The organism is Burkholderia pyrrocinia, assembly GCF_022809715.1.
In the GTDB taxonomy this organism is placed as follows: domain Bacteria; phylum Pseudomonadota; class Gammaproteobacteria; order Burkholderiales; family Burkholderiaceae; genus Burkholderia; species Burkholderia pyrrocinia_C.
Genome location: NZ_CP094460.1, coordinates 1,247,439 through 1,269,420 on the forward strand (window position 1 = coordinate 1,247,439; position 21,982 = coordinate 1,269,420).

Consider the following 21,982-nt stretch of genomic DNA (forward strand, 5'->3'; position numbering starts at 1 on the left):
TCACCGGGTCGGATACGGCGTGGAAGGGATCGCGTCGTCCAGCACGCGGCGCGTGTGCCGCGCGATCATCAGGTTCTCGTCGGTCGGGATCACGCGCACCGTCACGCGCGACGCGTCGCTCGAAATCACCGGCAGGCCGGCGGCGTTCGCCGCGTCGTCGAGCGCGATGCCGAGCCACGCCGCGCGGCTGCAGATCCGTTCACGCACGCGCGGCGCGTGCTCGCCGATGCCCGCCGTGAACACGAGCATGTCGAGACCGCCGAGCACGCCGGCCAGCGCGGCGAGTTCGCGAGCCGCGCGGTACGCGAACAGCTCGACCGCGTGTGCGGCCGACGGCGCGTCGCTCGCGAGCAGCGTGCGCATGTCGCTCGATACGCCGGACACGCCGAGCAAACCCGATTCCGTATAGATCAGATGCTCGACCTCGTCGAGCGACCGGCCCTCGTGACGCTGCAGGTAAAGGATCACGCCCGGGTCCAGCGCGCCTGTGCGCGTGCCCATCGGCAGCCCGTCCACGGCCGTGAACCCCATCGTCGTCGCCACGCTGCGGCCGTTCGCGAGCGCGCACAGGCTCGCGCCGTTGCCGAGGTGCGCGACGACGGTCCGGCGCTGCGCCCAAGACGGATCGAGCGCCGGGAGTGCCGTCGTGATGTATTCGTACGACAGCCCGTGGAAACCGTAGCGCACGATCCCCTGTTCGGTCAGCGCGCGCGGCAACGCGAACTCCCGTTCGAGCGCCGGCATCGTCGAATGGAACGCCGTGTCGAAGCACGCGACCTGCGGCAGGTTCGGCGCGACCGCGGCGACCGCGCGGATCGCGTCGACGTGATGCGGCTGGTGCAGCGGCGCGAGCGGCGAAAGCGACGCTATTGCATCGAGCACGCGCGTGTCGATCCGCACCGGCGCGGTGAAATACGGGCCGCCGTGCACGACCCGGTGCCCGACGCCGTCGAACGCGGCCTCCCGCCCGACGTGAGCTGCGAACCACGCGTGCAGCGCTTCGATCGCACCTTGGTGCCCCGGCCGCGCGACGGGGCTGTCGGCGAGCGTCGCGCCGTGCGCGTCGGACACGAACAGATGCGGGGTGCCATGCAGGTTCTCGACCTGCCCGTGCAGGCCCGCATCGAGCGAGCGATCCTCGCGCGTGTCGTAGACCGAGAACTTGAGGCTCGACGAGCCGGCATTGAGTACCAGAACGGGATGTCGCATCGCGGCCCCGTCAGTGTGCGTCGGCCGCAACGGCCGGCGCGGCAGCGAGCGCCGCCGTGGTGCGCGCCGCCTCCGCGACGAGCGCCGCGACCGCGCAGCTCGCCAGGCGCGTGCGTTCGCTGTCCGCGCGACTCGTCAGGATCACCGGCACGCGCGCGCCGAGCACGATGCCGGCTGCATCGGCGTTCGCCAGGAACGTCAGCTCCTTCGCGAGCATGTTGCCCGCCTCGAGGTCGGGCGCGAGAAGGATGTCCGCGTCGCCCGCGACCGCCGAACCGAGATGCTTGAGCCGCGCGGCTTCGGGGCTGATCGCATTGTCGAGCGCGAGCGGCCCGTCGAGCAGCGCGCCGGTGATCTGGCCGCGCTCGGCCATCTTGCACAGCGCGGCCGCGTCGAGCGTCGACGGCAGCTTCGAGCTGACCGTCTCGATCGCCGACAGGATCGCGACCTTCGGCTGACCGATGCCGAGCGCGTGCGCGAGATCGATCGCGTTTTGCACGATGTCGGCCTTCTGCTCGAGCGTCGGACGGATGTTGACCGCCGCGTCGGTGATGAACAACGGCTTGTGGTAAGTCGGCACGTCCATGATGAACACGTGGCTCAGGCGCCGCCCGGTGCGCAGCCCCGTATCGGCGCGCACCACCTCCTCCAGCAACTCGTCGGTGTGCAGGCTGCCCTTCATCAGCGCCTGCGCGTCGCCCGCGCGCACCAGCTCGACGGCGCGCGCGGCCGACGCGTGGCTGTGCGGCGCATCGACGAGCCGGTAGCCGGACAGGTCGACGCCGAGCGTCGCGGCAAGCGCCGTGATGCGCGCCGTCGGTCCGACCAGGATGGGCACGACGATACCGGCCCGAGCGGCGGCGACGGCCGCGCGCAGCGATACCTCGTCGCAAGGATGCGCAACCGCGACCGTCACCGGGCGTAGCGAGCGGCAACGCGCAATCAGCGCGTCGTACTTCTGGTGCTGGCGGAAATCGGTCATCGAATACCCCTTCGCGAGGATTACGTAAAAGAATTCTGGTGCGAGACCGGGCGAAATCGTTTGACCCTCGTCAATCGTTTCAGGTGAAGTCCCGATAGCATGAAACCACACGATGACATCCGGATGGCCGCGGCGCCCCCCTGACATGCACATACGCGAAATCCGCTCGAAGATCGCCAGTACGTCGTCCACGCGCACGATCACCAAGGCGATGGAAATGATGGCGCGCACCAAGATGGCGAACGCGCAGCGACGCGCCCGCGAGTTCCGCCCGTATGCGGCGCGCATCGGGGCGATGGCCGAACGCGTGCTGCGCGACCGGCCCGACCACGTGTCGGCGCTGATGGCGCGACGCGATCCCGTACGCCGCGTCGGCCTGATCGTCGTCAGCACCGATCGCGGGCTGTGCGGCCCGCTCAATGCGCGGTTGCTCGTCGCATGCGTGGATGCGCTCGAACGCTGGGACCGGGCCGGCGTCGCGTGCGAACTGAGCGTGATCGGTGCGCGCGGCATCGCGCCGCTGATGCGCCACGGCGCAACCATCACGGCGCGCGCGAGCGGCCTGGCCGCCGAGCCGCACTTCGACCAGTTGCTCGGCGCGCTGCTCGTGCCGCTGACCGCGTTCGTCAACGGCGAGCTCGACGAAGTGCACGTCGCCTACAACCGGCTGACGAGCCCGCTCGCGTACGAGCCGCGTATCGATGCGATGCTGCCGATCGCGAAGATCGACACCGGCGCGCCGGCCGACGGCGCGGCGGCATCCGACTATCTTTACGAGCCCGCGCCCAAACCGGTCGTGGATACCTTGCTGCTGCGCTACGTCGAGGCAACGCTCTATCAGGCGGTCGTCGAAAACTATGCGTGCGAACAATGCGCGCGGATGTTCAGCATGCAGACCGCGACGGACAACGCCGACCGCGTGCTGCGCGAACTGCGGCACCTGTACCAGAAGACGCGGCAGGCGCAGATCACCACCGAGCTGTGCGAAATCGTCGCCGGCGCGGCGGCGGTCTGAAGGGGGCGCGCATGACGACGTCGATGAGGCTCGACATCCTGAGCGTGGAAGCGGTGCTGTATGCCGGCGACGCACATTTCGTCGTCGTCCCGGGCGAAAGCGGGGAACTGGGGATCTATCCGCACCACGCGCCGCTGCTCACGCGGATCCGGCCCGGCGTCGTGACGCTCGTCGACGCGCCGACCGGCGAGCATCGTCGCCTGCTCGTCGCGGGCGGCGTGCTGGAGGTCGGCCGCGACGGCGTGACGCTGATCGCCGATCACGCGCTGCGCACGCCCGAACTCGACGATCTGCGCGCACGCGAGGCGCGGCATGCGGCCGACGACTGGCGCCGGCGCTACGCGCACGAAAACCGGCGCGCGTTCGATTTCGCGTCGGCCCGCGCGGAACTGATGGATGAAATCCGGCGCTTCTTCACGATGGCGCTGCGGCAACAGGCGTCGCACGACAACCCGGGCGGCGCAGGCTAGGTGCCGGCGCCGGTGTTGCCCGCTCAGTCGCGCAGCTTGCGAAAACGCGGCGTGCCGTCTTCGAGATTGCCGTTGAACATCGCTTCCGGCCGCACCCACAGGCCGCGCGCATGCGGCCACAGATGCTCGTACACGACCACCGATTCCTCGGTTTCGGAATGGCGGGCGACGCCGATATAACGGTACAAACCACCCTTGTAGTGGCGATGCGTCGCGAGTTGTTCGGCTTCCTGTTCGGTCATGATGGGCTTCTCTTCGGCAAAAACGGAAAGCGCGTATTGTATGCGCTGCGCCGCGCGTCAGCGTTTCGTATAGATGTCGGGACGGCGGATCTCCATCAGCCGCTCGGGATTCGCGGACGGCCCGAAGCCGACCGGCCGGTACAGTTCGTGCGCGTCGGTCGTCACGAGCATGATGCGACGCAGGCGCTGCACCATCTCCTGCGCGAATACGTGATCGATAAGCGCGCGGCCGTAGCCGTTGCCGCGTTCGGCCGGCAGCACGAACACGTCGCACAGATACGCGAACGTCGCGTGATCGGTGACGAGCCGCGCGAACCCGACAAGCCGGTCGCCGACATACGCACCGAAACACAGCGAACCCTCGATCGCACGCTCGACCACGTCGCGCGGAATGCCCTGCGACCAGTATGCATCGCGATGCAGGAAGTCGAAGATCGCGTCGATGTCGAGTTCGCGCTTGTCGGTGGAAAATCTCAGCGTGGCGGGGGTGGCTGCGGGCACGTCTGTTCTCCGGTGGGGGGCGGGAGGCGGAGCATCGACGATACCGCGCTGTGCGGCGGGCTACAAGCGGCACCACCACACCGCTGCGGCACGACAGGCGAGAATCCTCTTGCCGGACTGTGGCGCGCAACCACATACACTCACCGGGAAACTTGTACAGCAACCCGTACATATTTATCAATCGTGCCATACTTGTACGGTTATATGTACAAGTGAGGCAAATCATGCGCACGATTCATTTTTCGGATGCCCGCGGCAATCTGAAGACCGTCATCGACCAGGTTGTCGACGATGCGGACGTGACGCTCATCACGCGCCGCGATGCACCGAACGCCGTCATCATGTCGCAGGACTACTACGACAGCCTGATGGAGACGGTTCACTTGCTGCGCTCGCCGGCCAACGTCGCCCATCTCGAACGTTCGATCGCGCAACTGCGCAAGGGCAAGGCGAAAGTACACAAGCTCGCCGAGGATGGTGAATGAGCGTACGCCGCGTGCTCGTTACTTCCGACGCGTGGGACGACTATGTCTATTGGCAGGGGCAGGATCGCAAGACGCTCAAGCGCATCAACCAGCTCATTCGCGAAGCCCAGCGAACGCCGTTCGAAGGCATCGGCAAACCCGAGCCTTTGAAGGCCAATCTCTCCGGCTTCTGGTCGCGCCGTATCGACGACACGAACCGCCTGGTCTACGAGGCTGACGACCTTCAGATCAGCATCGTGTCCTGTCGCTATCACTACGAGTAGCTCCCCTCCGGAGCACTACCCTCTCCGCCTCACGGCGCCGGCAGCGCCCGGCAGGCCTTGCAACGCTTCAGCGGAAGCGGCCGGGTTTTCGTGCGGCGCGCGCCAGACGGCAACGCTCGCTGCACTCGCCCGCTTATCCGCACACGCACTTCGGTGGATGATGTAGCCCGTGCCGGCCTTCTACAACCGCGCATGTTCCCGACGACCGACCGGAAGGTGACACCAGATGCGCGACCGTGCAGGCGACGGGCCTCGATTCGGTGACAATGTCGCCTGCTCAATAAACCCGTCACATCGCGTCATGTCCTATCGCCTCATCGCATTCGACTTCGACGGCACGCTCGCCGATTCGCTCGACAGCTTTCTCGCGGCGCTGTCGGAAGCGTCGCGCCTGCACGGCTTTCGCGACGCCACGCCCGAGCTGCGCCCGGCGCTGCGCGGCATGTCGGCGCGCGACATCATCCGTGCGCTCGACGTGCCGATGTGGAAAGTGCCGCGCGTGACGATCGACATGCGCCGCCTGATGAAGCCGCGCGTCGCGCAAGTGATGCTGTTTCCCGGCGTCGACGAAACGTTCGACGCGCTCGCCGCGCGCGGCATCCGCATCGCGATCGCCACGTCGAATACCGAGGAAATCGTGCGTGACCGGCTCGGCCCGCGTGCCAGCAGCCGCGTCGACACCTTCGCGTGCGGCATTCCGCTGTTCGGCAAGGCGCGGCGTCTGCGCGCGCTCGTTCGCGAGGCCGGCGTGCGCGCCGACGAAGTGCTGTATGTCGGCGACGAAATCCGCGATGCCGACGCCGCACGACGCGCGCACATCGCATTCCAGGGTGTCGCGTGGGGCTACACCGCACCCGACGCATTGCAGGCGCATTGCGCGACGCCGTTGCTGCCGCGCCTCGATGCACTGCTCGATCGCGTGTGACACGTTCAAGCGCATCGCACGCGCAAGTCGTCACGTCGCTCGACGCACACGACAAGGCAACAGCAGCACGACGATGAAATGCAGATGACACGCACGTGCATCCCGCACGCCGCGCATGCGCAAAAATTGCCGCCGCCACGCGTGCACCAGGTACGCAATACCGGTACGCGCACCTGCCCATCGATGGGTCTTACCAACCGTTACACAAACCACAGCGCGGTTGCACCTGCTACCCGAGCGCTCTCCTAGAATCAGTCGGGCCGGGAAACACTTCGACCGGCGCCGCGGCAGAGCGGCGGTCGAATCCGGCCCGGGCGCGCCCGGTCTCTCGCACAGCTACGGATCACGTCATCCGTATTTTTAACCAGAGCCCCGATCGAAAGGAGGTCCCATGAACCGCTTTCCCCACATCTCGCGCCTTGCCTTGTCTGCCGCCGGCCTGCTTCTCGTCGCCGTGACCGCGACCGCGCAAACCGCGCAACCGGCGCCCGCAGCGCCCGCCGCGCCGGCCGCTGCCGCGCCGCGCATCCACGAAGCCGACCAGGCCTTCATCACGGACGGTACGAAGACCGTGTCGACGCAGCACGACGCGGCACGCATCGCCGATGCGCGCACGTCGGACAGCCAGGTCAAGGCTTTCGCGCAACGTGTGTCGGCCGACGATGAAAAGATCATCCAGGCGATGCGCGCCGCAAGCCCGCGCGGCGTCGACGTGCCGGCCAACGACCCCGACACGACCGTGCTGAACAGCATCAAGAGCCTGCGCGGCGCCGAGTTCGACAAGGCGTATATCGAGCAGGTCGCGCTCGCCGGCCAGCAGAAGACGATCTCGGCTTTCCAGGCCGAAATCGCGTCGGGCCGCGACACGAAGCTGAAGGAAGTCGCACGCCAGTCGCTGCCGATCCTGCAGAAGCACTACGCGGACGCGCAGAAACTCGCGGAGCGTCACCACCTCGCATCGGCGCAGTAACGATGCAGCGCCGCGCGTCGTGCGCGGCGCACCGCTTCCCCTGTCATCGCGCAGCCGCCTCCCCAGCCGGCTGCGCGATGCACGCCTGACCAGACGATCCGCGAACGCGCGCGCTGCACGTCCCTCGTCACGCGTCATGCGTTACGTCGCGAGCTTCGCCATCAACCGCGCGCGCACGTCCGGCCATTCTTCGTCGATGATGCTGAAGCGCACCGAATTGCGCTTGCGGCCGTCCGGCATGATTCGTTCGTGACGCACGATCCCCTCCTGCTTCGCGCCGAGCCGCAGAATCGCCGCGCGCGATTTCTCGTTCAGCTCGTCGGTCGTGAACTGCACGCGCACGCAGTGCAGCGTGTCGAACGCGTAGGTCAGCAACAGCCACTTCGCTTCGGTATTCGCGCGCGTGCGCTGCGCCGATTCGCTCAGCCACGTATGGCCGATCTCGAGCTTGCGATTCTTGCGATCGATCTTCCAGAAGCGCGTGCTGCCGATCACGCGGCCCGATGCGCGATCGACGATCGCAAACGGCATCACGGTGCCGGCCGCGCGCCCCTGCAATGCCGTGTCGATATACGCGTCGATCGTCTCCGCGCCCGGCACGACCGTGACCTTCAGGTTCCACAACCGGCCGTCCGCGGCGGCATCGAGCAGCACCTGCCGGTCGGATGCTTCGAGCGGCCGCAGTTCGACGCGCTCGCCGATGAGGGTCGGTGGTTCGATGGAAAGCGAAGCATCGGTCATGACAAGGTTCCGGAAAGTGAGGACGATGGCGGCGAAACGGCCATCATACGGCGCCGCTAGTCGAGAAGCGCGGCAAGCCGGCGACGGATCGCCTTCGCCTCGCCGCGCAGCGCGTCGGCAAACGCATCGACGAGCAGGTTCTTCGGCCGGTGCTCGGGCACGATCATGCTGACCCGATACGGAAACGACCGCGTGAGCGGCCGCACGTGCAGGTCACGCCCGACGAAATCGAGCGCAGTCAGCGGATTGACGATCGCGGCGCCGAGCCCCTGCCGCACGAACGCGCACACCGACACGGCCGACGGTGTGTCGACCACCGAGCGCGGCGCGACGCCCAACTGCGCAAACGCCTCGTCGATCAGGATGCGATAAGGATCGTTCAGCGACAGGCTCACGAACGGGCGATCGGCGAGATCCAGCAGATCGATCGCGTCCTGCGCGAGCAGCGGATGGCCGTCGGGCAGCACGCACACTTCGTCGACTTCGAGCAGCGGCGTAAGCAGCGTGCCGGCCGGCGCGACGTCGTGCTCGGTCAGCCCGAGGTCGTACCGCTGCGCGGTCAGCCACTCCTCGAGCACCGGCGACTCCTGCGTCGCGACCGACACGCTGACGCCCGCATGATCCGCGTGAAAGCGCCGGCATGCGCCGGGCAGGATCGCGTGCGAGAACGCCGGCAGCGCGATCACCGAAAGCTGGCCGTCGCGAAACTCGCGCAGGCGCGCGGCCGTCGCCGCGACGCGCTCGAGCCCCACATACGCAAGCCGCACGTCGTCGAACAGCGTGAGCGCGGCCATCGTCGGCCGCAGCCGGCCGTGCGCGCGCTCGAACAGCGCGAAGCCGACGACCTGCTCCATCCGCGCGAGTTCGCGGCTGATCGTCGGTTGCGACGTATAGAGCATCTCGGCCGCGCGCGTCGTGCTGCCGGTGACCATCAGCGCGCGAAAGACCTCGATATGGCGGTGCGTAAGCATGATCTGCTATATCAGGAATGAATCGAATGTCGAATAACAGGCATTTTACTGTATAGCCGAACAGGCGCATCATCCACGCTATCCGTTCATTCGACACGATTCATCCGCCATGTCCCTCGATTCCCGCCAGCTCGCGACGCTCGCGCAGCAATACGGCACCCCGCTGTGGGTGTACGACGCCGACGTCATCCGCGACCGCATCGCCCAACTGCGCCAGTTCGACGTGATCCGCTACGCGCAGAAGGCGAATTCGAACGTCCATATCCTGAAGCTGATGCGCGAGGAAGGCGCGTGCGTCGATGCCGTGTCGCTCGGCGAGATCGAGCGCAGCCTTGCGGCCGGGTTCAGTCCGGCAGGCGAGCCGGAAGGCGTCGTGTTCACGGCCGACCTGATCGACCGCCCGACGCTCGCGGCCGTACTGAAGCACGGCGTGACCGTGAACGCGGGTTCGCTCGACATGCTCGCGCGCATCGGCGAGCACGCGCCGGGCCACCGCGTGTGGCTGCGCGTCAACCCCGGTTTCGGCCACGGCCACAGCAACAAGACCAACACCGGCGGCCCGCAAAGCAAGCACGGCATCTGGATCGACGACGTGCCGCGCGCGATCGAGATCGTGCGCCAGTATGGGCTGAAGCTCGTCGGCATCCACATGCACATCGGCTCGGGCGTCGACTACGGCCACCTGTCGCAGGTGTGCGATGCGATGGTCGATCTCGTCACGTCGCTCGGCCATGACATCGACGCGATCTCGGCCGGCGGCGGCCTGTCGATTCCGTATCGCGACGGCGAGCCGCGTGTCGACGTCGGTCACTACTTCAGCCAGTGGGACGCCGCGCGCAAGCGGATCGAACGGCATCTCGGCCACGCGGTGCGCATCGAGATCGAACCGGGCCGCTTCCTCGTCGCCGAAGCCGGCACGCTCGTCACCGAAGTGCAGGCCGTCAACCGCCGGCCGAAGCACGATTTCGTGCTGATCGACGCGGGCTTCAACGACCTGATGCGCCCGTCGATGTACGGCAGCTACCACGCGGTATCCGTGCACACGCACGACGGCGCGCTGCCGGCCGGCCGGCCGCTCGTCGACCTCGCGATCGCGGGGCCGCTGTGCGAATCGGGCGACGTGTTCACGCAGGACGCGGGCGGCGTGGTCACGCACCGCAAGCTGGCGCAGCCGCAGATCGGCGACCTGCTGTTCCTGCACGACGCAGGCGCGTACGGCGCGTCGATGTCCTCGAACTACAACAGCCGGCCGCTCGCGCCGGAAGTGCTCGTCGATCGCGGCGCGCCGCGGCTGATCCGCCGCCGGCAGACGATCGGCGAACTGCTCGCGCTCGAGACGTTCGAGTAACGCGCTTTCGGCGTGACGAAGGCCAACGGCCAGGCTTGCCGCTACCGGCAAGCCCGGCCGTTTTGCTTTTCGGCGTGCTGCAGGTTCGCCCGGTCGCGGCCCGGAGCAACCGCACGACCGCACCGTAGCACCTGATGCCTCGCATCACGCGCAACCGCAGCAGATCGCTTACGCCACCTTTCGCATGCGGAGAAAAACATTCCATGGCACGTAGAAAGTGCGTGCATCTTTGGAAACACTTTCCTTTTTGACAAACCTAAGATTGCCCTCAGTCGCACAGCATTCTTGTCGCCGGATACGCATCGTCGATGCACCCGGTCCACCACTCTCGCAAAGCCGCACGGGCAATCATGAACAACATGCTTGAACTCTTCGCCGCGCACCGGAACACGTTCGACACGTGTGCCGCGCGGCCCGCTCACGCGTCACGCTGCGACCGCTCGCGCTTCTCGCGCCTTCATCCGCATTCGCGCCGATCCACCAGCGCGCGCGAACGCATGCCGTAACGCACGGCATCACGCACGGCGGCTAACGACTCGCGCCGCCACACGCCGCATCGATTTCCAGCTCACGGCGACGACGCCCGTCGCCGCGACTTCGCACACCCTGAATTTTCGACAACAACCACGGAGACAACCATGGAGCCCTTCACCCCGACGCTCAAGCAAGGCATCGCCGCCGCCCTCCTCTGCATCGCGGCTACGACGTCGCACGCGGCGGACCTGCTCGACACCGTCAAACAGGCCGGAGTCCTGAAGATCGCGCTGGAAGGCACCTACCCGCCGTTCGACTACCGCAATGCCGACGGCCAGCTCGAAGGCTTCGACGTCGACATCGCGAAGGCCGTCGCTGCACGCCTCGGCGTGAAGCCGCAGTTCGTCACGACCGAATGGAGCGGGATTCTCGCCGGCCTGCAGGCCGGCAAGTTCGACGTGATCGTCAACCAGGTCGCGATCACGCCGTCGCGCCAGCAGGCGCTCGACTTCAGCGTACCGTACGTGTATTCGTCCGCGCAACTGCTGCAACGGCAGAACGACACGCGCGCGTTCAAGTCGCTCGACGAACTGAAGGGCAAGAAGGTCGGCGTGACGATGGGCAGCAACTACGTCGATCTCGTCAAGACCGTGCCCGCGATCGACCTGCAGGTGTATCCGGGCACGCCGGAAAACCTGCGCGACCTCGCGGCCGGTCGAATCGACGCGGCGGTCAACGATCGCCTGATGCTCAGCTACCTGATCAAGAACTCGCACCTGCCGCTGCGCCCCGGCTCCGTGCTCGCGGGCGGCGAGGACCGGATGGGCATCCCGTTCCGCAAGGGCAATCCGAAATTCGCGAAGGCGATCGACGATGCGGTCGCGTCGCTGCAACAGGACGGCACGCTGAAGAAGATCTCGATGCAGTGGTTCGGCACGGACACGACCAAGCCGGTGACGCAATAACGCAGCCCGCCCCGAGCCCGCGCGCACGAACGCGCGGGCCGTCCGGCACACAATCAGGAGACACGTGATGGAAGCACTCGATCTGGTCGTTCATACGCTGCCAGTGATGGTCAAGGGCGCCGTGCTCACGCTGAAGTTCGCGGTGGCGTCAATGGCGCTCGGCCTCGTCGTCGGGCTCGTGATCGCGATCATGCGCATCGGCAGCAACCGGCTCGCAGCGGGGCTCGCGCAGGGCTACGTCAGCCTGATGCGCGGCACGCCGCTGCTCGTGCAGATGTTCGTCGTCTACTACGGGCTGCCCGATCTCGGCATCACGCTCGATCCGACGACGGCCGGCATCTTCACGCTGACGCTCAACGCGGGCGCCTATCTGTCGGAGAGCATGCGCGGCGCGATCCTCGGCATCGGCCGCGGGCAATGGGCGGCCGCGCACAGCCTCGGCCTCACGCACGTGCAGACGCTGCGCTACATCGTCTGCCCGCAAGCGCTGCGCCTCGCGGTGCCCAGCCTCGGCAACACGCTGATCAGCCTGATCAAGGACACGTCGCTGGTCTCGGTGATCACCGTCACCGAATTGCTGCGCTCGACGCAGGAAGTGATTGCCGCGACGTTCCAGCCGCTGCCGCTCTATCTCGCCGCCGCCGCGATCTACTGGGTGCTGAGCACGCTGCTCACGCGGCTTCAGGGCCGTGTCGAGACGCGCCTCGCGCTGCCGTCCACGCATTGAGCGCGTGCCGGACCTTCATCCCGAACCTCAACGACGGACAGAACATGATTACGCTCGACAACGTATCGAAATGGTATGGCAAGCATCAGGTCCTCTCGGCATGCAGCGCGGCGGTCTCGAAAGGCGAAGTGGTCGTCGTGTGCGGGCCGTCGGGCTCCGGCAAGTCGACACTGATCAAGACGATCAACGGTCTCGAGCCGTTCCAGAAAGGCAGCATCACCGTCGACGGCACGCGGCTCGGCGATCCCGGCGCGAAACTCGCGCAATTGCGCGCCCGCGTCGGCATGGTGTTCCAGCACTTCGAGCTGTTTCCGCACCTGTCGATCACCGAGAACCTGACGCTCGCGCAGATCAAGGTGCTCGGCCGCCGCAAGGACGAGGCCGTCGAGAACGGCATGAAGCTGCTCGATCGCGTCGGCCTTAAGGCGCATGCGCACAAGTATCCGGGGCAGTTGTCAGGCGGGCAGCAGCAGCGCGTCGCGATCGCGCGCGCACTGTCGATGAACCCGGTCGCGATGCTGTTCGACGAACCGACCTCGGCGCTCGACCCCGAGATGATCAACGAAGTGCTCGACGTGATGGTCGAGCTCGCGCGCGACGGCATGACGATGGTATGCGTCACACATGAAATGGGCTTCGCGCGGAAGGTCGCGCATCGCGTGATCTTCATGGATCAGGGCGCGGTGGTCGAGGATGCGGCCAGCGACAGGTTCTTCGCCGCGCCGCGCTCCGAACGCGCACGCGACTTCCTCGACAAGATCCTGCATTGACCGCGCGGCGACTGCCTCGCACCGCTTCGATTGACTGATTGATTGCCCCTCAAAGGACGACACCTTGAACCACCTGCATTCGACCGACACCGTACTCGCCCACGAAGGCCGCTCGCACGGCCAGCCCGGTTCGCCCGTGAACCCGCCCGTGTACCGCCAGTCGACGCTGCTCTTTCACGACACCGACGCGCTCGACGCGGTGCGCGGCACGCCGCTCGCGTATGGGCGTCACGGCAGCCCGACCACGCGCGCGCTCGAGAAGGCGCTCGCGCGTCTCGAAGGCGCGCACGCCGCGCTGCTCACGCCGAGCGGCCTCAGCGCGATCACGACCGCGTTGCTCGCTGTGCTGAACCCCGGCGACCATCTGCTGATGGCCGATTCCGTGTACGACCCGACCCGCTCGTTCTGCGACGAGACGCTCGCGCGCCTCGGCATCGAGACGACGTACTACGATCCGGCGATCGGCGCCGGCATCGCATCGCTGATGCGGCCGAACACGCGCGCGGTATTTGCCGAATCGCCGGGTTCGCTGACCTTCGAAATGCAGGACATCCCGGCCATCAGCCGCGTCGCGCACCGGCACGGCGCGGTCGTGCTGCTCGACAACACCTGGGGCACGCCGCTGAATTTCCGGTCGTTTTCGCATGGCGTCGACGTGTCGATTCATGCCGCCACGAAATACATCGCGGGACACTCCGACGTGCTGATGGGTGCGATCCTGACGACCGAGGCGCTTGCGCCGAAGGTCACGCGCTTCTACCGGCAACTCGGGATGACCGTCAGCGGCGACGACGCGTATCTCGCGCTGCGCGGCTTGCGCACGCTGTCGGTCCGGCTCGAGCGGCACCAGCGCAACGCGCACGTGCTGACCGAATGGCTCGCACAACAGCCGGAAGTCGCGCAGATCCTGTATCCGGCGCGGCCCGGCGACCCCGGCCATGCGCTGTGGCAGCGCGACTTCACCGGCGCGTGCGGGCTGTTCGGCATCGTGCTGCATCCGCAGCCCGACGATGCGGTGCGCGCGCTGCTCGACGGAATGACGTGCTTCGGCATGGGGTATAGCTGGGGCGGCTTCGAAAGCCTGATCGTCCCGTCCAATCCGTCGCGCCATCGCACCGCCACGCAATGGGCGGCGGCCGGCCCGCTGCTGCGGATTCACGCGGGGCTCGAGCATCCCGACGACATGATCGCCGACCTCGCTGCCGGTTTCGCGAGGATGCGCGCCGTCGCGCTCGCGGAAGCCTGAAGTCCGGCGACGTAGTACACGCCGCCCCGCATCACGTTTTCTTCAACGTTCGTCCCTCTCTCATAGCGAGACAATCATGAAAGACACGCTGTTCATTCTTCGCCCCGGTTTTTTCAAGGACTCCGAAGGTCCGTTCTACTGCGGCGATTCCGTTTCCGTCGAAGGGTTGCTGAGCTTCTACCCGCAGCTTCGCGACGCCGTCGACGTCGAATACATCGACGCGCCGCGGCCGCGCCAGCCGATCGTCGCGCTGATCGGCGCGGACAACCAGTCGGCCCCCGTGCTCGTGCTCGGCGACGGGCAAGCGCCGGAGGACGGCGCACTCGCGATTCGCGAGCACAACGGCCGGCGCTTCATCGATTCGCCGGCCGATATCCGGCGGTATCTGTCTTCGCAGTATGGCGTAGCGCACGTCGCGTAAGCACGCCGTTCCGTGCCGCCGCTCGACGGCACGGAATGGAATGCGCGTCACCCCGCGCGCTGCACCGGCGCCATTTTCGAGAAGTACTTCGCGCCGGCCACGCAGCCGACCACGACGACCGTCACGACGACCATCGCCGGCGGCACCGTCTCGCGCAGCAGCCCGGCGGCCAGCAGGAAACCGAAGAACGGCTGCAGCAGTTGCAACTGGCCGACGCCCGCGATCCCGCCGAGCGCGAGCCCGCGATACCAGAACACGAAGCCGATCAGCATGCTGAACAGCGACACATACGCGAGCCCCCACAACGCGGCGGCATCGACACCGTCGAACGACGCGGGCCACGTAAGCCACGTGAGCGGCAGCATCAGCGGCAGCGACAGCACGAGCGCCCACGAGATCACCTGCCAGCCGCCGAGATCGCGCGACAGGCGCGCGCCTTCCGCGTAGCCGAGCCCGCACGCGACGATCGCGGCCAGCATCAGCGCATCGCCGACCACCGACGCCTGGCCGCCGTTGCGCAGCGCAAACGCGGCCACCGCGCCGCTGCCGACGATCGAGAAGATCCAGAACGGCAGCCGCGGCCGTTCGCCGCCGCGCCACACGCCGAACAGCGCGGTCGCGAGCGGCAGCAGCCCGACGAACACGATCGCATGCGCGGACGTCACGTGCTTCAGCGCAAGCGCCGTCAGCAACGGGAAACCGACCACGACCCCGAGTGCGACGATCGCCAGCGACACGGCCTCGGCCCGCGACGGCCGCTTCTGCTTCAGCACGACGAGCAGCAGCAGGCCGAGCGCGCCGGCGATCGTCGCGCGCGCGAACGTGAGGAACAGCGGGTCGAGCCCCTGCACCGCGACACGCGTCGCAGGCAGCGAGCCACTGAAGATGATCACGCCCAGCAGGCCGCTGAGCCATCCGTCGGTTGTCTTTTGCACGGGAAATCCTGAACGGGGAAAGGTGGATGAACGATGATCCGCCGCCCGCGAAAAACGCGTAAGCTACACCCCAATACAATCCGGACAAACTGTACTGGACAACCGGCCGTACAGTTCACCTCTTCGCCATGAGCCATTCCGCCCCGATTCCCGTTCCGCCCGCGCCGTCGCGCACGCGCGTCGAAACCGTGATGGATACGTTGCGCGCGCGGATCGCGAGCCGCGCGCTGATGCCCGGCGCGCGCGTGCCGTCGATCCGGATGATGGCCGACGCGCTCGGCGTGTCGAAATCGACGGTCGTCGATGCATACGAGCGGCTCGCGAGCGAAGGCGTGCTCGTCGCGCGGCGCGGCTCGGGCTTCTACGTGTCGGGCCACGCGCCGCCGCTCGCGCTCGCCGATCTCGGCCCGCGCCTCGACCGCGAACTCGATCCGCTGTGGCTGTCGCGCCAGTCGCTGGAGGCGGCGCCGACGACGGTGAAACCCGGCTGCGGCTGGCTGCCGTCGTCGTGGCTGCCCGACGAGAGCCTGCGCCGCGCGCTGCGCGCCGTGTCGCGCGACGAATCCGATGCGCTGACCGACTACGCGACGCCGCTCGGCCTGCCCGCGCTGCGTCAGCAGCTCGCGTGGCGGCTCGCGCAGCACGGCGTCCACGCGGAACCCGCGCAGATCATGCTGACCGACGGCGGCACGCACGCGCTCGACCTCGTATGTCGCCTGCTGCTGGAGCCGGGCGACACGGTCGTGCTCGACGATCCGTGCTACTTCAACTTCCAGGCGCTGCTGCGCGCGCATCGCGCGCGGATCGTCAGCGTCCCGTACACGCCGAACGGGCCCGATCTCGTGCGCTTCGAACAGGTGCTCGCCGAGCACCGGCCGCGCCTGTACATCACCAACGCGGCGCTGCACAACCCGACCGGCGCGACGCTCGCGCCGCCCGTCGCGCACCGGCTGCTGACGCTCGCGGCCGAGCACGACTTGCTGATCGTCGAGGACGACATCTTCGCGGATTTCGAGAGCGCGCCCGCGCCGCGCCTCGCGGCATTCGACGGGCTGTCGCGCGTCGTGTCGATCGGCAGCTTCTCGAAGACGCTGTCGGCCGCGATCCGCTGCGGCTACGTCGCCGCACGCCCGGAATGGATCGAGGCGCTCGTCGACCTGAAGCTCGCGACGTCGTTCGGCAACGCGCAGATCGGCGCGAACGTCGTGCACCGGCTGCTGATCGACGGCACGTACCGGCGTCACCTCGACAGCCTGCGCGCGCGTCTTGCTGACGCGATGGGCGAGACGATCCGGCGCCTCTCGCGCGCGGGGCTCGGAATCTGGACGGAGCCGCGCGGCGGCCTGTTCGTGTGGGCGCAACTGCCCGACGGGCTCGACGCCGCGCGCGTCGCGCGCCACGCGCTTGACCGCGACGTCGTGCTGGCGCCGGGCAACGTGTTCAGCGTGTCGCGCAGCGCGACGTCGTACCTGCGCTTCAACGTGTCGCGCTGCAAGGGGCCGGCGGTGTTCGATGCGCTTGCGCGCGCGATGGAGGCGGCGCGGACAAGCATGCAGACGGATGCCGGAAGGCACGCGCTCACCGGTGAGCCGTGATCGCGGGCGATCGCGCTAACTACCGATCGCCACGATCTCGGCCACGAAATCGATGAACGCCCGTACCTTGGCGGGTGGCAGGTGACGCGACGGATAGTACGCAAACAGCGGGAACGCCTCACCGCGCCAATCCGCGAGCAGCTCGACGAGCCGCCCCTGCTCGATCAGCCCCGCTACCCCGCTCGCCTTGAAGCGTGCGATGCCTGCACCGGCCAGGCATGCGCCGAGCATCGTGCCGGCGTCGTTGACGAGCAGCCTGCCGGCCGTCTTCACCGGCACGCGCTTGCGGCCAAGCTGATAGACCCATTCGAGCGGCTCGCCGGTCAGCGTGTTGCGCATCTGGATACATGCATGGCCGACAAGATCGACCGGCGTCTCAGGGCGCCCGTGCCGTTTCACGTACGCGGGCGCGGCGACCGTCACCGCACGCGTGTCCAGAAGTTTGCGCGCCACCAGCGACGATGACGGCGGTTCGCCAAACCGCACCGCGATATCGAATCCTTCGGCGACCAGATCGCCGAGTTGCTCGCGTGCAGAGAGTTCCAACGACAGATCGGGATAGCGCGCAAGAAACGCGGGGAGATGCGGTGCCAGTACCCGTCGCGAAAAATAGGCGTCGACATTCACGCGCAACCTGCCACGTACGGCGGCGACCGAGCCGGCGGCGAGCGTGACCGCGTCGCCGATGCCGGCGAGTAGCGGGCCGATGTCTTCGTACAGGCGCCGCCCTTCGTCAGTCAGCGTCACCGACCGCGTCGTGCGATCGAGCAGCCGCACGCCGACACGCGCCTCCAGCCGGCCCACGGCCCGGCTGACACCGGACGGCGACATGCCGAGTGCATCGGCCGCGCGCGCGAAGCTGCCGCCCTCGACGATCGCGGCCAGCACGCCCACGTTCGCCAGAATCCGCCCGTCGATGCTCATGATTTCGCTCATGACAAAAAATCACCAATCAAATGACATGGATTCGATTCCATCAGGAATCGCCGTTCCCTATCATGCAACCCGATGCATCGCGACGGCAACCCCCAACCGGCGGCATGCTGAATACGACAGGCAGATCTGCCGCCCGGCCGCTCCGGCGCTCGCCCGTTCAATTTTCGATGAGGATTTCGAACCATGTACGCCATTACCGGCATCACCGGACAGGTCGGCGGCGCACTCGCCCGGACGCTGCTCGCATCTGGCCAGCGCGTGCGGGCCGTCGCGCGCACTGCGGATCGCGCCGCGCCCTGGGCCGCACGCAACTGCGACGTTGCACTCGCTGACATGACCGACACCGCCGCACTGACGACGGCTTTCTCGAACTCGGCCGGCGTGTTCGTCCTGCTGCCGCCGTGCTTCGATCCCTCCCCGGGATTTCCCGAAACACGCGCGGTGATCGACGCAGTCGGCGCAGCGTTGCGAGCCGCGCGGCCGCGCAAGGTCGTCTGCCTTTCGACGATCGGCGCCCAGGCGACGCGGACGAACCTGCTGACGCAATTGACGATGATCGAGCAGGCGTTCGGCGACCTGCCGATGCCCGTCGCGTTTCTGCGCCCCGCGTGGTTCCTCGAAAACGCCGCATGGGACTTCGCGACGGCACGCGACGCCGGTGTCATCCGCAGCTTTCTCCAGCCGCTCGACAGACCGGTGCCGATGGTCGCCACCGAAGACGTCGGCCGCGTAGCCGCCGCGCTGCTCCAGGAAGAATGGATCGGCGCACGCATTGTCGAGCTCGAAGGGCCTCGTCGTGTCAGCCCGAACGACCTTGCGGCCGCGTTCGCTCGCGTGCTCGGGCACGCCGTCCACGCCGAAGCCGTACCGCGCGACACATGGGCAGCCCTGTTCGATGCGCAGCGGATGCGTTACCCGGAACCGCGCATGTGCATGCTCGACGGCTTCAACGAAGGCTGGATCGATTTCGCGTCGGCACGCGCGGATGTATTGAAAGGGGAAATCGAGGTGGACGCCGTGCTTCGCACGCTCGTCACCCGCGCCGCCTGAGCACGAACGGGGCGGCCGCATCGCGCACCGCCGCCCCGTTCGTGCCTGTCTGTGGCCTACCTCAAACCTCCCCCGCGTGCGCCCTCGCCCGCACCTCGGCAAACGTCGTATCGACCAGCAACCGCCCCGTATCGAACACCGTTTCGAGCGCCTCGTCCCATTCGCCTTCCAGCGCCCGATCGTCCCACGCAACGGGCAGTGTCGTCGTCCGATACTCTCCGGTGCGGCGATTGCGCAGCAGCGTGAGCCGCCCCTTCTTCGAGCGCTTACCCTGATCGGTGACCGGATCCTTGCGGACGTCGTGCCACACGCCATCGCGCCGGATCGCCGAGCACTTCATCGCGAAGCGCTGCGTATCGCGGTTCACCTGCTGCAGCAATGCGCCGCCCATGCCGAACACGACATTGCCGGCCGCATAACCCGCGTCGTCGAGTGCGGAAAGAATCGCGTCGATCGACAACTCGTCGACACCATCGCCCTGGATCACGCGCACGCGGTTCAGCACGCGCCGCCCCTTGCCGTTCAAGGTCGAGCCGAACGACGCGTCGAGCGCGCGCACGGTCTGCATCACGATCTTCACGGGGTCGCCCGAATCGGGACGCACGACGAGCGTCGCGCCAGAATCGATCACGGCCTGCCGCAGTTCGCCGCCCCACAGATCGAGCGCGGCGAACAGATCGTAGGAGTCCGACACGACCGACACGATCGCGCCAGGCAGCCCGAAGCGGCGGATCATGTTCCGGTACGCATCGGCCTCGCCTTCCCTCCCCCACGACGTGATCGTGCTGTGCTCGGCCGCCGGCACCGAGTACGCCGCCATCGGCTCGCGATAGAAGCGGTTCGCGGCCAGCACGCCGAGCACCGTATCCGAGCCCATGAAGTTCACGAGGTGCGCTGCACCGCCGATCGCGGCCGACTCTGCGCTCGACACGCCGCGCGCGCCGAAGTCGTGCAGCTTGAACGGCAGTTGCGCGAGATCGTCGTCGGTCCTTTCGAGGAAACGGCGGATCGTCTGCCGCAGGTGCCAGCTTCGCGTCGCGACCGTCACCGGATACCAGACGCGCAACAGCATCGTCTCGAGATACGACGCGAGCCAGAACACCTGCGGATCGTCGCATTCGACGGTCATCAGCACGTTGTGCACCGGCACGACCGAACCCTCCGGCACCGCGCGGATCTTCACGGGCAGATAGCCGTCGTAGCGTTCGACGATGTAGCGCCACCCTGCTTCGTTGAACGGCACGCCGTGCACCGTGAAGAAATCGCGCGCATCGTCGATCATCGCGTGCGTGACCGGCTTGCACAGATATTCCTTCAGCAGCATCTGCAGGCCGAAGAACAGCGTGCGGTCGTAGCGGCCGCCGCGCGATTCGACGTACGAGAACATCGCCGACGCGTCGGGCGGATATTGCAGGAAGTGGGAAGCCTTGTACGAATCCGTGTTGAGGATCGGATTGGCGAGAACCGCGGCAAAGCCGCCGGGATCGTTTTGCATGGCTAGAGCTCCTCTAGGCCGTTGAAGTGCCGCCGCGTCTGTCGCGGCGGACCGGAATGCGGGGAATCAGCGGATCACAGCTTCCCCAGGAAGTGATACGCGATGTCGAAGTGATCCTCGAACATCACGTTGCGCATCTGCGCGAATTCGTTGAGCGGCACCCAGCGCGCCTTGTCGGCGTCGTCGCTGCCCTTCACGCGCGGCAGCTCGCCGGTCGGGAAATTGAACAGGCACGCGTGCGTGATCGTGCGGCCGCGCAGCGAGCGGGTCGGGTGATCGAACACCTGGCGATCCTTGATCGAGCCGCGCAGCACGGGCTCCGGCAGCTTCAGGCCGGTTTCCTCGCGCAGCTCGCGAATGCACGCCGCATCGAGCCGCTCGTCCTGGTTCACGAACCCGCCCGGCAGTGCCCACAGGCCGCGGCCCGGTTCGCTGCGGCGGCGCACGAGCAGGATATGACCCGAGTGCACGACCACCGCGTCGACCGTCACGAACGTGACGGGATACGGCGCGGCCGCCCATGCCTTGCGATACGCGGCGATGAATTCGGCTTCCGACTTCAGTTGCGCGAATTCCGGCTGCGTGCGAAAACGCTCGAGCCAGCCGAACACGGGTTCCGGCACGGCCCACTGCACGAAGCTGTTGGTGCGTTCTGCGAAATACTGGTCGCGGATCTCGGTGGCGGAAATGTCTTCGGTCGCATCGACGTCGACGAGCTCCCATTGCGGGAACATCCGCAGGTAATACGACGTGGCGTCCTTCTCATGGCCGATCAGCCCGACCTTGCGCTGCGCGACGTCGCCGAGCGCGGACGCGACGGCGTCCTGCACCCAGCGCACCCAGTCGCCGTCGTTGTACGTCGAATCCTGCAACGGCGCGATCGTCACGCGGTCGCGCTCGGACGCGTCGAACAGCGAAGCCAGCATCTGGCGGCGCTCGTCGAACGAGAACGGATCCTTGATGGTGCGGGGCTTGTCGGTCGACCCGATCAGCACGCACACGCGCTCGGCCCGGCTCAGTGCCGACTTCAGCACGTTCAGGTGACCACGATGCGGAGGCTGGAAACGACCAATGAAAACGAGCGCGTCGAAGCGCCGGTTCTGTTGCGTACTCATGAGGCTCCCTCAAGAGATTGAAACGCTTCGGGTCTTTCCCGAAGGGTTGGAATGAATCCTAGGTGAAATCCCGGAGTGCGTCAATCGAGCACACGCTCGACTTGACCAAGTCTGACGAAATGCGCGGTATT

General features: G+C 67.1%; 24 protein-coding genes. 14 read left to right on the forward strand and 10 right to left on the reverse strand.

The features are described from left to right. Window positions 1-1,209 carry an acetate/propionate family kinase gene (locus MRS60_RS22445; protein ID WP_131948430.1) on the reverse strand — a complete coding sequence of 403 codons (1,209 nt, stop codon included), beginning with the start codon at window positions 1,207-1,209 and terminating at the stop codon, window positions 1-3. A gap of 10 nt (window positions 1,210-1,219) precedes the next feature. Beyond that, a complete protein-coding gene (locus MRS60_RS22450; RefSeq protein ID WP_034180525.1) occupies window positions 1,220-2,191 on the reverse strand; it encodes a phosphate acetyltransferase in 972 nt (323 codons plus the stop codon). A 145-nt stretch (window positions 2,192-2,336) separates the two neighbouring features. Here MRS60_RS22450 and atpG point away from each other — a divergent pair, with 145 nt between their 5' ends. Together atpG and atpC are read left to right on the forward strand one after the other, a co-directional pair. Continuing rightward, window positions 2,337-3,206, forward strand: coding sequence for an ATP synthase F1 subunit gamma (atpG, locus tag MRS60_RS22455; RefSeq protein WP_034180526.1), 870 nt, complete (start codon window positions 2,337-2,339; stop codon window positions 3,204-3,206). 11 nt (window positions 3,207-3,217) lie between these two features. Next, window positions 3,218-3,676: an ATP synthase F1 subunit epsilon gene (gene atpC, locus MRS60_RS22460; RefSeq protein ID WP_034180527.1), complete on the forward strand. Its 459-nt coding sequence runs from the start codon at window positions 3,218-3,220 to the stop codon at window positions 3,674-3,676. 23 nt (window positions 3,677-3,699) lie between these two features. On the opposite strand, the gene MRS60_RS22465 is transcribed toward atpC, so the two are convergent. Together MRS60_RS22465 and MRS60_RS22470 are read right to left on the reverse strand one after the other, a co-directional pair. After that, window positions 3,700-3,918 (reverse strand): DUF1653 domain-containing protein, encoded by a 219-nt coding sequence (locus MRS60_RS22465; RefSeq protein WP_006480837.1) that lies wholly within the window; start codon window positions 3,916-3,918, stop codon window positions 3,700-3,702. A gap of 57 nt (window positions 3,919-3,975) precedes the next feature. Next, a complete protein-coding gene (locus MRS60_RS22470) occupies window positions 3,976-4,419 on the reverse strand; it encodes a GNAT family N-acetyltransferase (RefSeq protein ID WP_034180528.1) in 444 nt (147 codons plus the stop codon). 224 nt (window positions 4,420-4,643) lie between these two features. Between MRS60_RS22470 and MRS60_RS22475 the strand changes: the two genes are divergently transcribed. From MRS60_RS22475 to MRS60_RS22490, 4 genes are all read left to right on the forward strand, one after another. Continuing rightward, on the forward strand, window positions 4,644-4,904 hold the full coding sequence (locus tag MRS60_RS22475) for a type II toxin-antitoxin system Phd/YefM family antitoxin (protein WP_034180529.1): 261 nt from the start codon (window positions 4,644-4,646) through the stop codon (window positions 4,902-4,904). Beyond that, window positions 4,901-5,167, forward strand: coding sequence for a Txe/YoeB family addiction module toxin (locus MRS60_RS22480; protein ID WP_034180530.1), 267 nt, complete (start codon window positions 4,901-4,903; stop codon window positions 5,165-5,167). Before MRS60_RS22475 ends, MRS60_RS22480 begins: the two co-directional genes overlap by 4 nt. A 301-nt stretch (window positions 5,168-5,468) precedes the next feature. Beyond that, window positions 5,469-6,092 (forward strand): HAD hydrolase-like protein, encoded by a 624-nt coding sequence (locus MRS60_RS22485; RefSeq protein WP_243566711.1) that lies wholly within the window; start codon window positions 5,469-5,471, stop codon window positions 6,090-6,092. Between the two features lie 391 nt (window positions 6,093-6,483). Beyond that, window positions 6,484-7,062 (forward strand): DUF4142 domain-containing protein, encoded by a 579-nt coding sequence (locus MRS60_RS22490; protein WP_243566712.1) that lies wholly within the window; start codon window positions 6,484-6,486, stop codon window positions 7,060-7,062. A gap of 141 nt (window positions 7,063-7,203) precedes the next feature. On the opposite strand, the gene MRS60_RS22495 is transcribed toward MRS60_RS22490, so the two are convergent. Both MRS60_RS22495 and MRS60_RS22500 read right to left on the reverse strand, forming a co-directional pair. After that, window positions 7,204-7,803 carry a GNAT family N-acetyltransferase gene (locus MRS60_RS22495; RefSeq protein ID WP_243566713.1) on the reverse strand — a complete coding sequence of 200 codons (600 nt, stop codon included), beginning with the start codon at window positions 7,801-7,803 and terminating at the stop codon, window positions 7,204-7,206. Window positions 7,804-7,859: 56 nt separating this feature from the next. Further along, on the reverse strand, window positions 7,860-8,774 hold the full coding sequence (locus MRS60_RS22500; RefSeq protein WP_243566714.1) for a LysR family transcriptional regulator: 915 nt from the start codon (window positions 8,772-8,774) through the stop codon (window positions 7,860-7,862). A 109-nt stretch (window positions 8,775-8,883) separates the two neighbouring features. Between MRS60_RS22500 and lysA the strand changes: the two genes are divergently transcribed. The 6 genes from lysA to MRS60_RS22530 all read left to right on the forward strand — a co-directional run bounded on the left by lysA (window position 8,884) and on the right by MRS60_RS22530 (window position 14,725). Further along, window positions 8,884-10,122, forward strand: coding sequence for a diaminopimelate decarboxylase (gene lysA / locus MRS60_RS22505; RefSeq protein WP_034180535.1), 1,239 nt, complete (start codon window positions 8,884-8,886; stop codon window positions 10,120-10,122). A gap of 638 nt (window positions 10,123-10,760) precedes the next feature. Then, complete coding sequence (locus tag MRS60_RS22510) at window positions 10,761-11,561, forward strand: transporter substrate-binding domain-containing protein (RefSeq protein ID WP_243566715.1); 801 nt, start codon at window positions 10,761-10,763, stop codon at window positions 11,559-11,561. Between the two features lie 67 nt (window positions 11,562-11,628). Then, window positions 11,629-12,288, forward strand: a complete 660-nt coding sequence (locus MRS60_RS22515) for an amino acid ABC transporter permease (RefSeq protein ID WP_131948438.1) — start codon at window positions 11,629-11,631, stop codon at window positions 12,286-12,288. Between the two features lie 44 nt (window positions 12,289-12,332). Beyond that, window positions 12,333-13,058: an amino acid ABC transporter ATP-binding protein gene (locus MRS60_RS22520; protein ID WP_034180538.1), complete on the forward strand. Its 726-nt coding sequence runs from the start codon at window positions 12,333-12,335 to the stop codon at window positions 13,056-13,058. A 64-nt stretch (window positions 13,059-13,122) separates the two neighbouring features. After that, on the forward strand, window positions 13,123-14,304 hold the full coding sequence (gene metC / locus MRS60_RS22525) for a cystathionine beta-lyase (protein WP_243566716.1): 1,182 nt from the start codon (window positions 13,123-13,125) through the stop codon (window positions 14,302-14,304). A gap of 76 nt (window positions 14,305-14,380) precedes the next feature. Next, on the forward strand, window positions 14,381-14,725 hold the full coding sequence (locus MRS60_RS22530) for a DUF3088 domain-containing protein (RefSeq protein ID WP_243566717.1): 345 nt from the start codon (window positions 14,381-14,383) through the stop codon (window positions 14,723-14,725). A 47-nt stretch (window positions 14,726-14,772) separates the two neighbouring features. On the opposite strand, the gene MRS60_RS22535 is transcribed toward MRS60_RS22530, so the two are convergent. Beyond that, window positions 14,773-15,660 (reverse strand): DMT family transporter, encoded by an 888-nt coding sequence (locus MRS60_RS22535; protein ID WP_243566718.1) that lies wholly within the window; start codon window positions 15,658-15,660, stop codon window positions 14,773-14,775. 128 nt (window positions 15,661-15,788) lie between these two features. On the opposite strand from MRS60_RS22535, the gene MRS60_RS22540 reads away from it, so the two are divergent. Continuing rightward, on the forward strand, window positions 15,789-17,255 hold the full coding sequence (locus MRS60_RS22540) for a PLP-dependent aminotransferase family protein (protein ID WP_243566719.1): 1,467 nt from the start codon (window positions 15,789-15,791) through the stop codon (window positions 17,253-17,255). A gap of 15 nt (window positions 17,256-17,270) precedes the next feature. On the opposite strand, the gene MRS60_RS22545 is transcribed toward MRS60_RS22540, so the two are convergent. After that, window positions 17,271-18,179 (reverse strand): LysR family transcriptional regulator, encoded by a 909-nt coding sequence (locus MRS60_RS22545; RefSeq protein WP_243566720.1) that lies wholly within the window; start codon window positions 18,177-18,179, stop codon window positions 17,271-17,273. Between the two features lie 195 nt (window positions 18,180-18,374). Between MRS60_RS22545 and MRS60_RS22550 the strand changes: the two genes are divergently transcribed. Continuing rightward, window positions 18,375-19,241, forward strand: a complete 867-nt coding sequence (locus MRS60_RS22550; RefSeq protein ID WP_243566721.1) for an NAD(P)H-binding protein — start codon at window positions 18,375-18,377, stop codon at window positions 19,239-19,241. 61 nt (window positions 19,242-19,302) lie between these two features. On the opposite strand, the gene MRS60_RS22555 is transcribed toward MRS60_RS22550, so the two are convergent. Both MRS60_RS22555 and MRS60_RS22560 read right to left on the reverse strand, forming a co-directional pair. Continuing rightward, entirely contained in the window at window positions 19,303-20,736 is a 1,434-nt protein-coding gene (locus tag MRS60_RS22555) for a nicotinate phosphoribosyltransferase (protein WP_243566722.1), read from the reverse strand. Window positions 20,737-20,810: 74 nt separating this feature from the next. Beyond that, window positions 20,811-21,851, reverse strand: coding sequence for a bifunctional nicotinamide-nucleotide adenylyltransferase/Nudix hydroxylase (locus tag MRS60_RS22560; protein ID WP_175747335.1), 1,041 nt, complete (start codon window positions 21,849-21,851; stop codon window positions 20,811-20,813). Window positions 21,852-21,982 lie beyond the last annotated feature (131 nt).

Bases quoted from the DNA above. Each gene is read 5' to 3' on its own strand.
- MRS60_RS22445 (WP_131948430.1), bottom strand. From the start codon at position 1,209: ATGCGACATCCCGTTCTGGTACTCAATGCCGGCTCGTCGAGCCTCAAG.
- MRS60_RS22450 (WP_034180525.1), bottom strand. From the start codon at position 2,191: ATGACCGATTTCCGCCAGCACCAGAAGTACGACGCGCTGATTGCGCGT.
- atpG (WP_034180526.1), top strand. From the start codon at position 2,337: ATGCACATACGCGAAATCCGCTCGAAGATCGCCAGTACGTCGTCCACG.
- atpC (WP_034180527.1), top strand. From the start codon at position 3,218: ATGACGACGTCGATGAGGCTCGACATCCTGAGCGTGGAAGCGGTGCTG.
- MRS60_RS22465 (WP_006480837.1), bottom strand. From the start codon at position 3,918: ATGACCGAACAGGAAGCCGAACAACTCGCGACGCATCGCCACTACAAG.
- MRS60_RS22475 (WP_034180529.1), top strand. From the start codon at position 4,644: ATGCGCACGATTCATTTTTCGGATGCCCGCGGCAATCTGAAGACCGTC.
- MRS60_RS22480 (WP_034180530.1), top strand. From the start codon at position 4,901: ATGAGCGTACGCCGCGTGCTCGTTACTTCCGACGCGTGGGACGACTAT.
- MRS60_RS22485 (WP_243566711.1), top strand. From the start codon at position 5,469: ATGTCCTATCGCCTCATCGCATTCGACTTCGACGGCACGCTCGCCGAT.
- MRS60_RS22490 (WP_243566712.1), top strand. From the start codon at position 6,484: ATGAACCGCTTTCCCCACATCTCGCGCCTTGCCTTGTCTGCCGCCGGC.
- MRS60_RS22495 (WP_243566713.1), bottom strand. From the start codon at position 7,803: ATGACCGATGCTTCGCTTTCCATCGAACCACCGACCCTCATCGGCGAG.
- MRS60_RS22500 (WP_243566714.1), bottom strand. From the start codon at position 8,774: ATGCTTACGCACCGCCATATCGAGGTCTTTCGCGCGCTGATGGTCACC.
- lysA (WP_034180535.1), top strand. From the start codon at position 8,884: ATGTCCCTCGATTCCCGCCAGCTCGCGACGCTCGCGCAGCAATACGGC.
- MRS60_RS22510 (WP_243566715.1), top strand. From the start codon at position 10,761: ATGGAGCCCTTCACCCCGACGCTCAAGCAAGGCATCGCCGCCGCCCTC.
- MRS60_RS22515 (WP_131948438.1), top strand. From the start codon at position 11,629: ATGGAAGCACTCGATCTGGTCGTTCATACGCTGCCAGTGATGGTCAAG.
- MRS60_RS22520 (WP_034180538.1), top strand. From the start codon at position 12,333: ATGATTACGCTCGACAACGTATCGAAATGGTATGGCAAGCATCAGGTC.
- MRS60_RS22530 (WP_243566717.1), top strand. From the start codon at position 14,381: ATGAAAGACACGCTGTTCATTCTTCGCCCCGGTTTTTTCAAGGACTCC.
- MRS60_RS22540 (WP_243566719.1), top strand. From the start codon at position 15,789: ATGAGCCATTCCGCCCCGATTCCCGTTCCGCCCGCGCCGTCGCGCACG.
- MRS60_RS22545 (WP_243566720.1), bottom strand. From the start codon at position 18,179: ATGAGCATCGACGGGCGGATTCTGGCGAACGTGGGCGTGCTGGCCGCG.
- MRS60_RS22550 (WP_243566721.1), top strand. From the start codon at position 18,375: ATGTACGCCATTACCGGCATCACCGGACAGGTCGGCGGCGCACTCGCC.
- MRS60_RS22555 (WP_243566722.1), bottom strand. From the start codon at position 20,736: ATGCAAAACGATCCCGGCGGCTTTGCCGCGGTTCTCGCCAATCCGATC.
- MRS60_RS22560 (WP_175747335.1), bottom strand. From the start codon at position 21,851: ATGAGTACGCAACAGAACCGGCGCTTCGACGCGCTCGTTTTCATTGGT.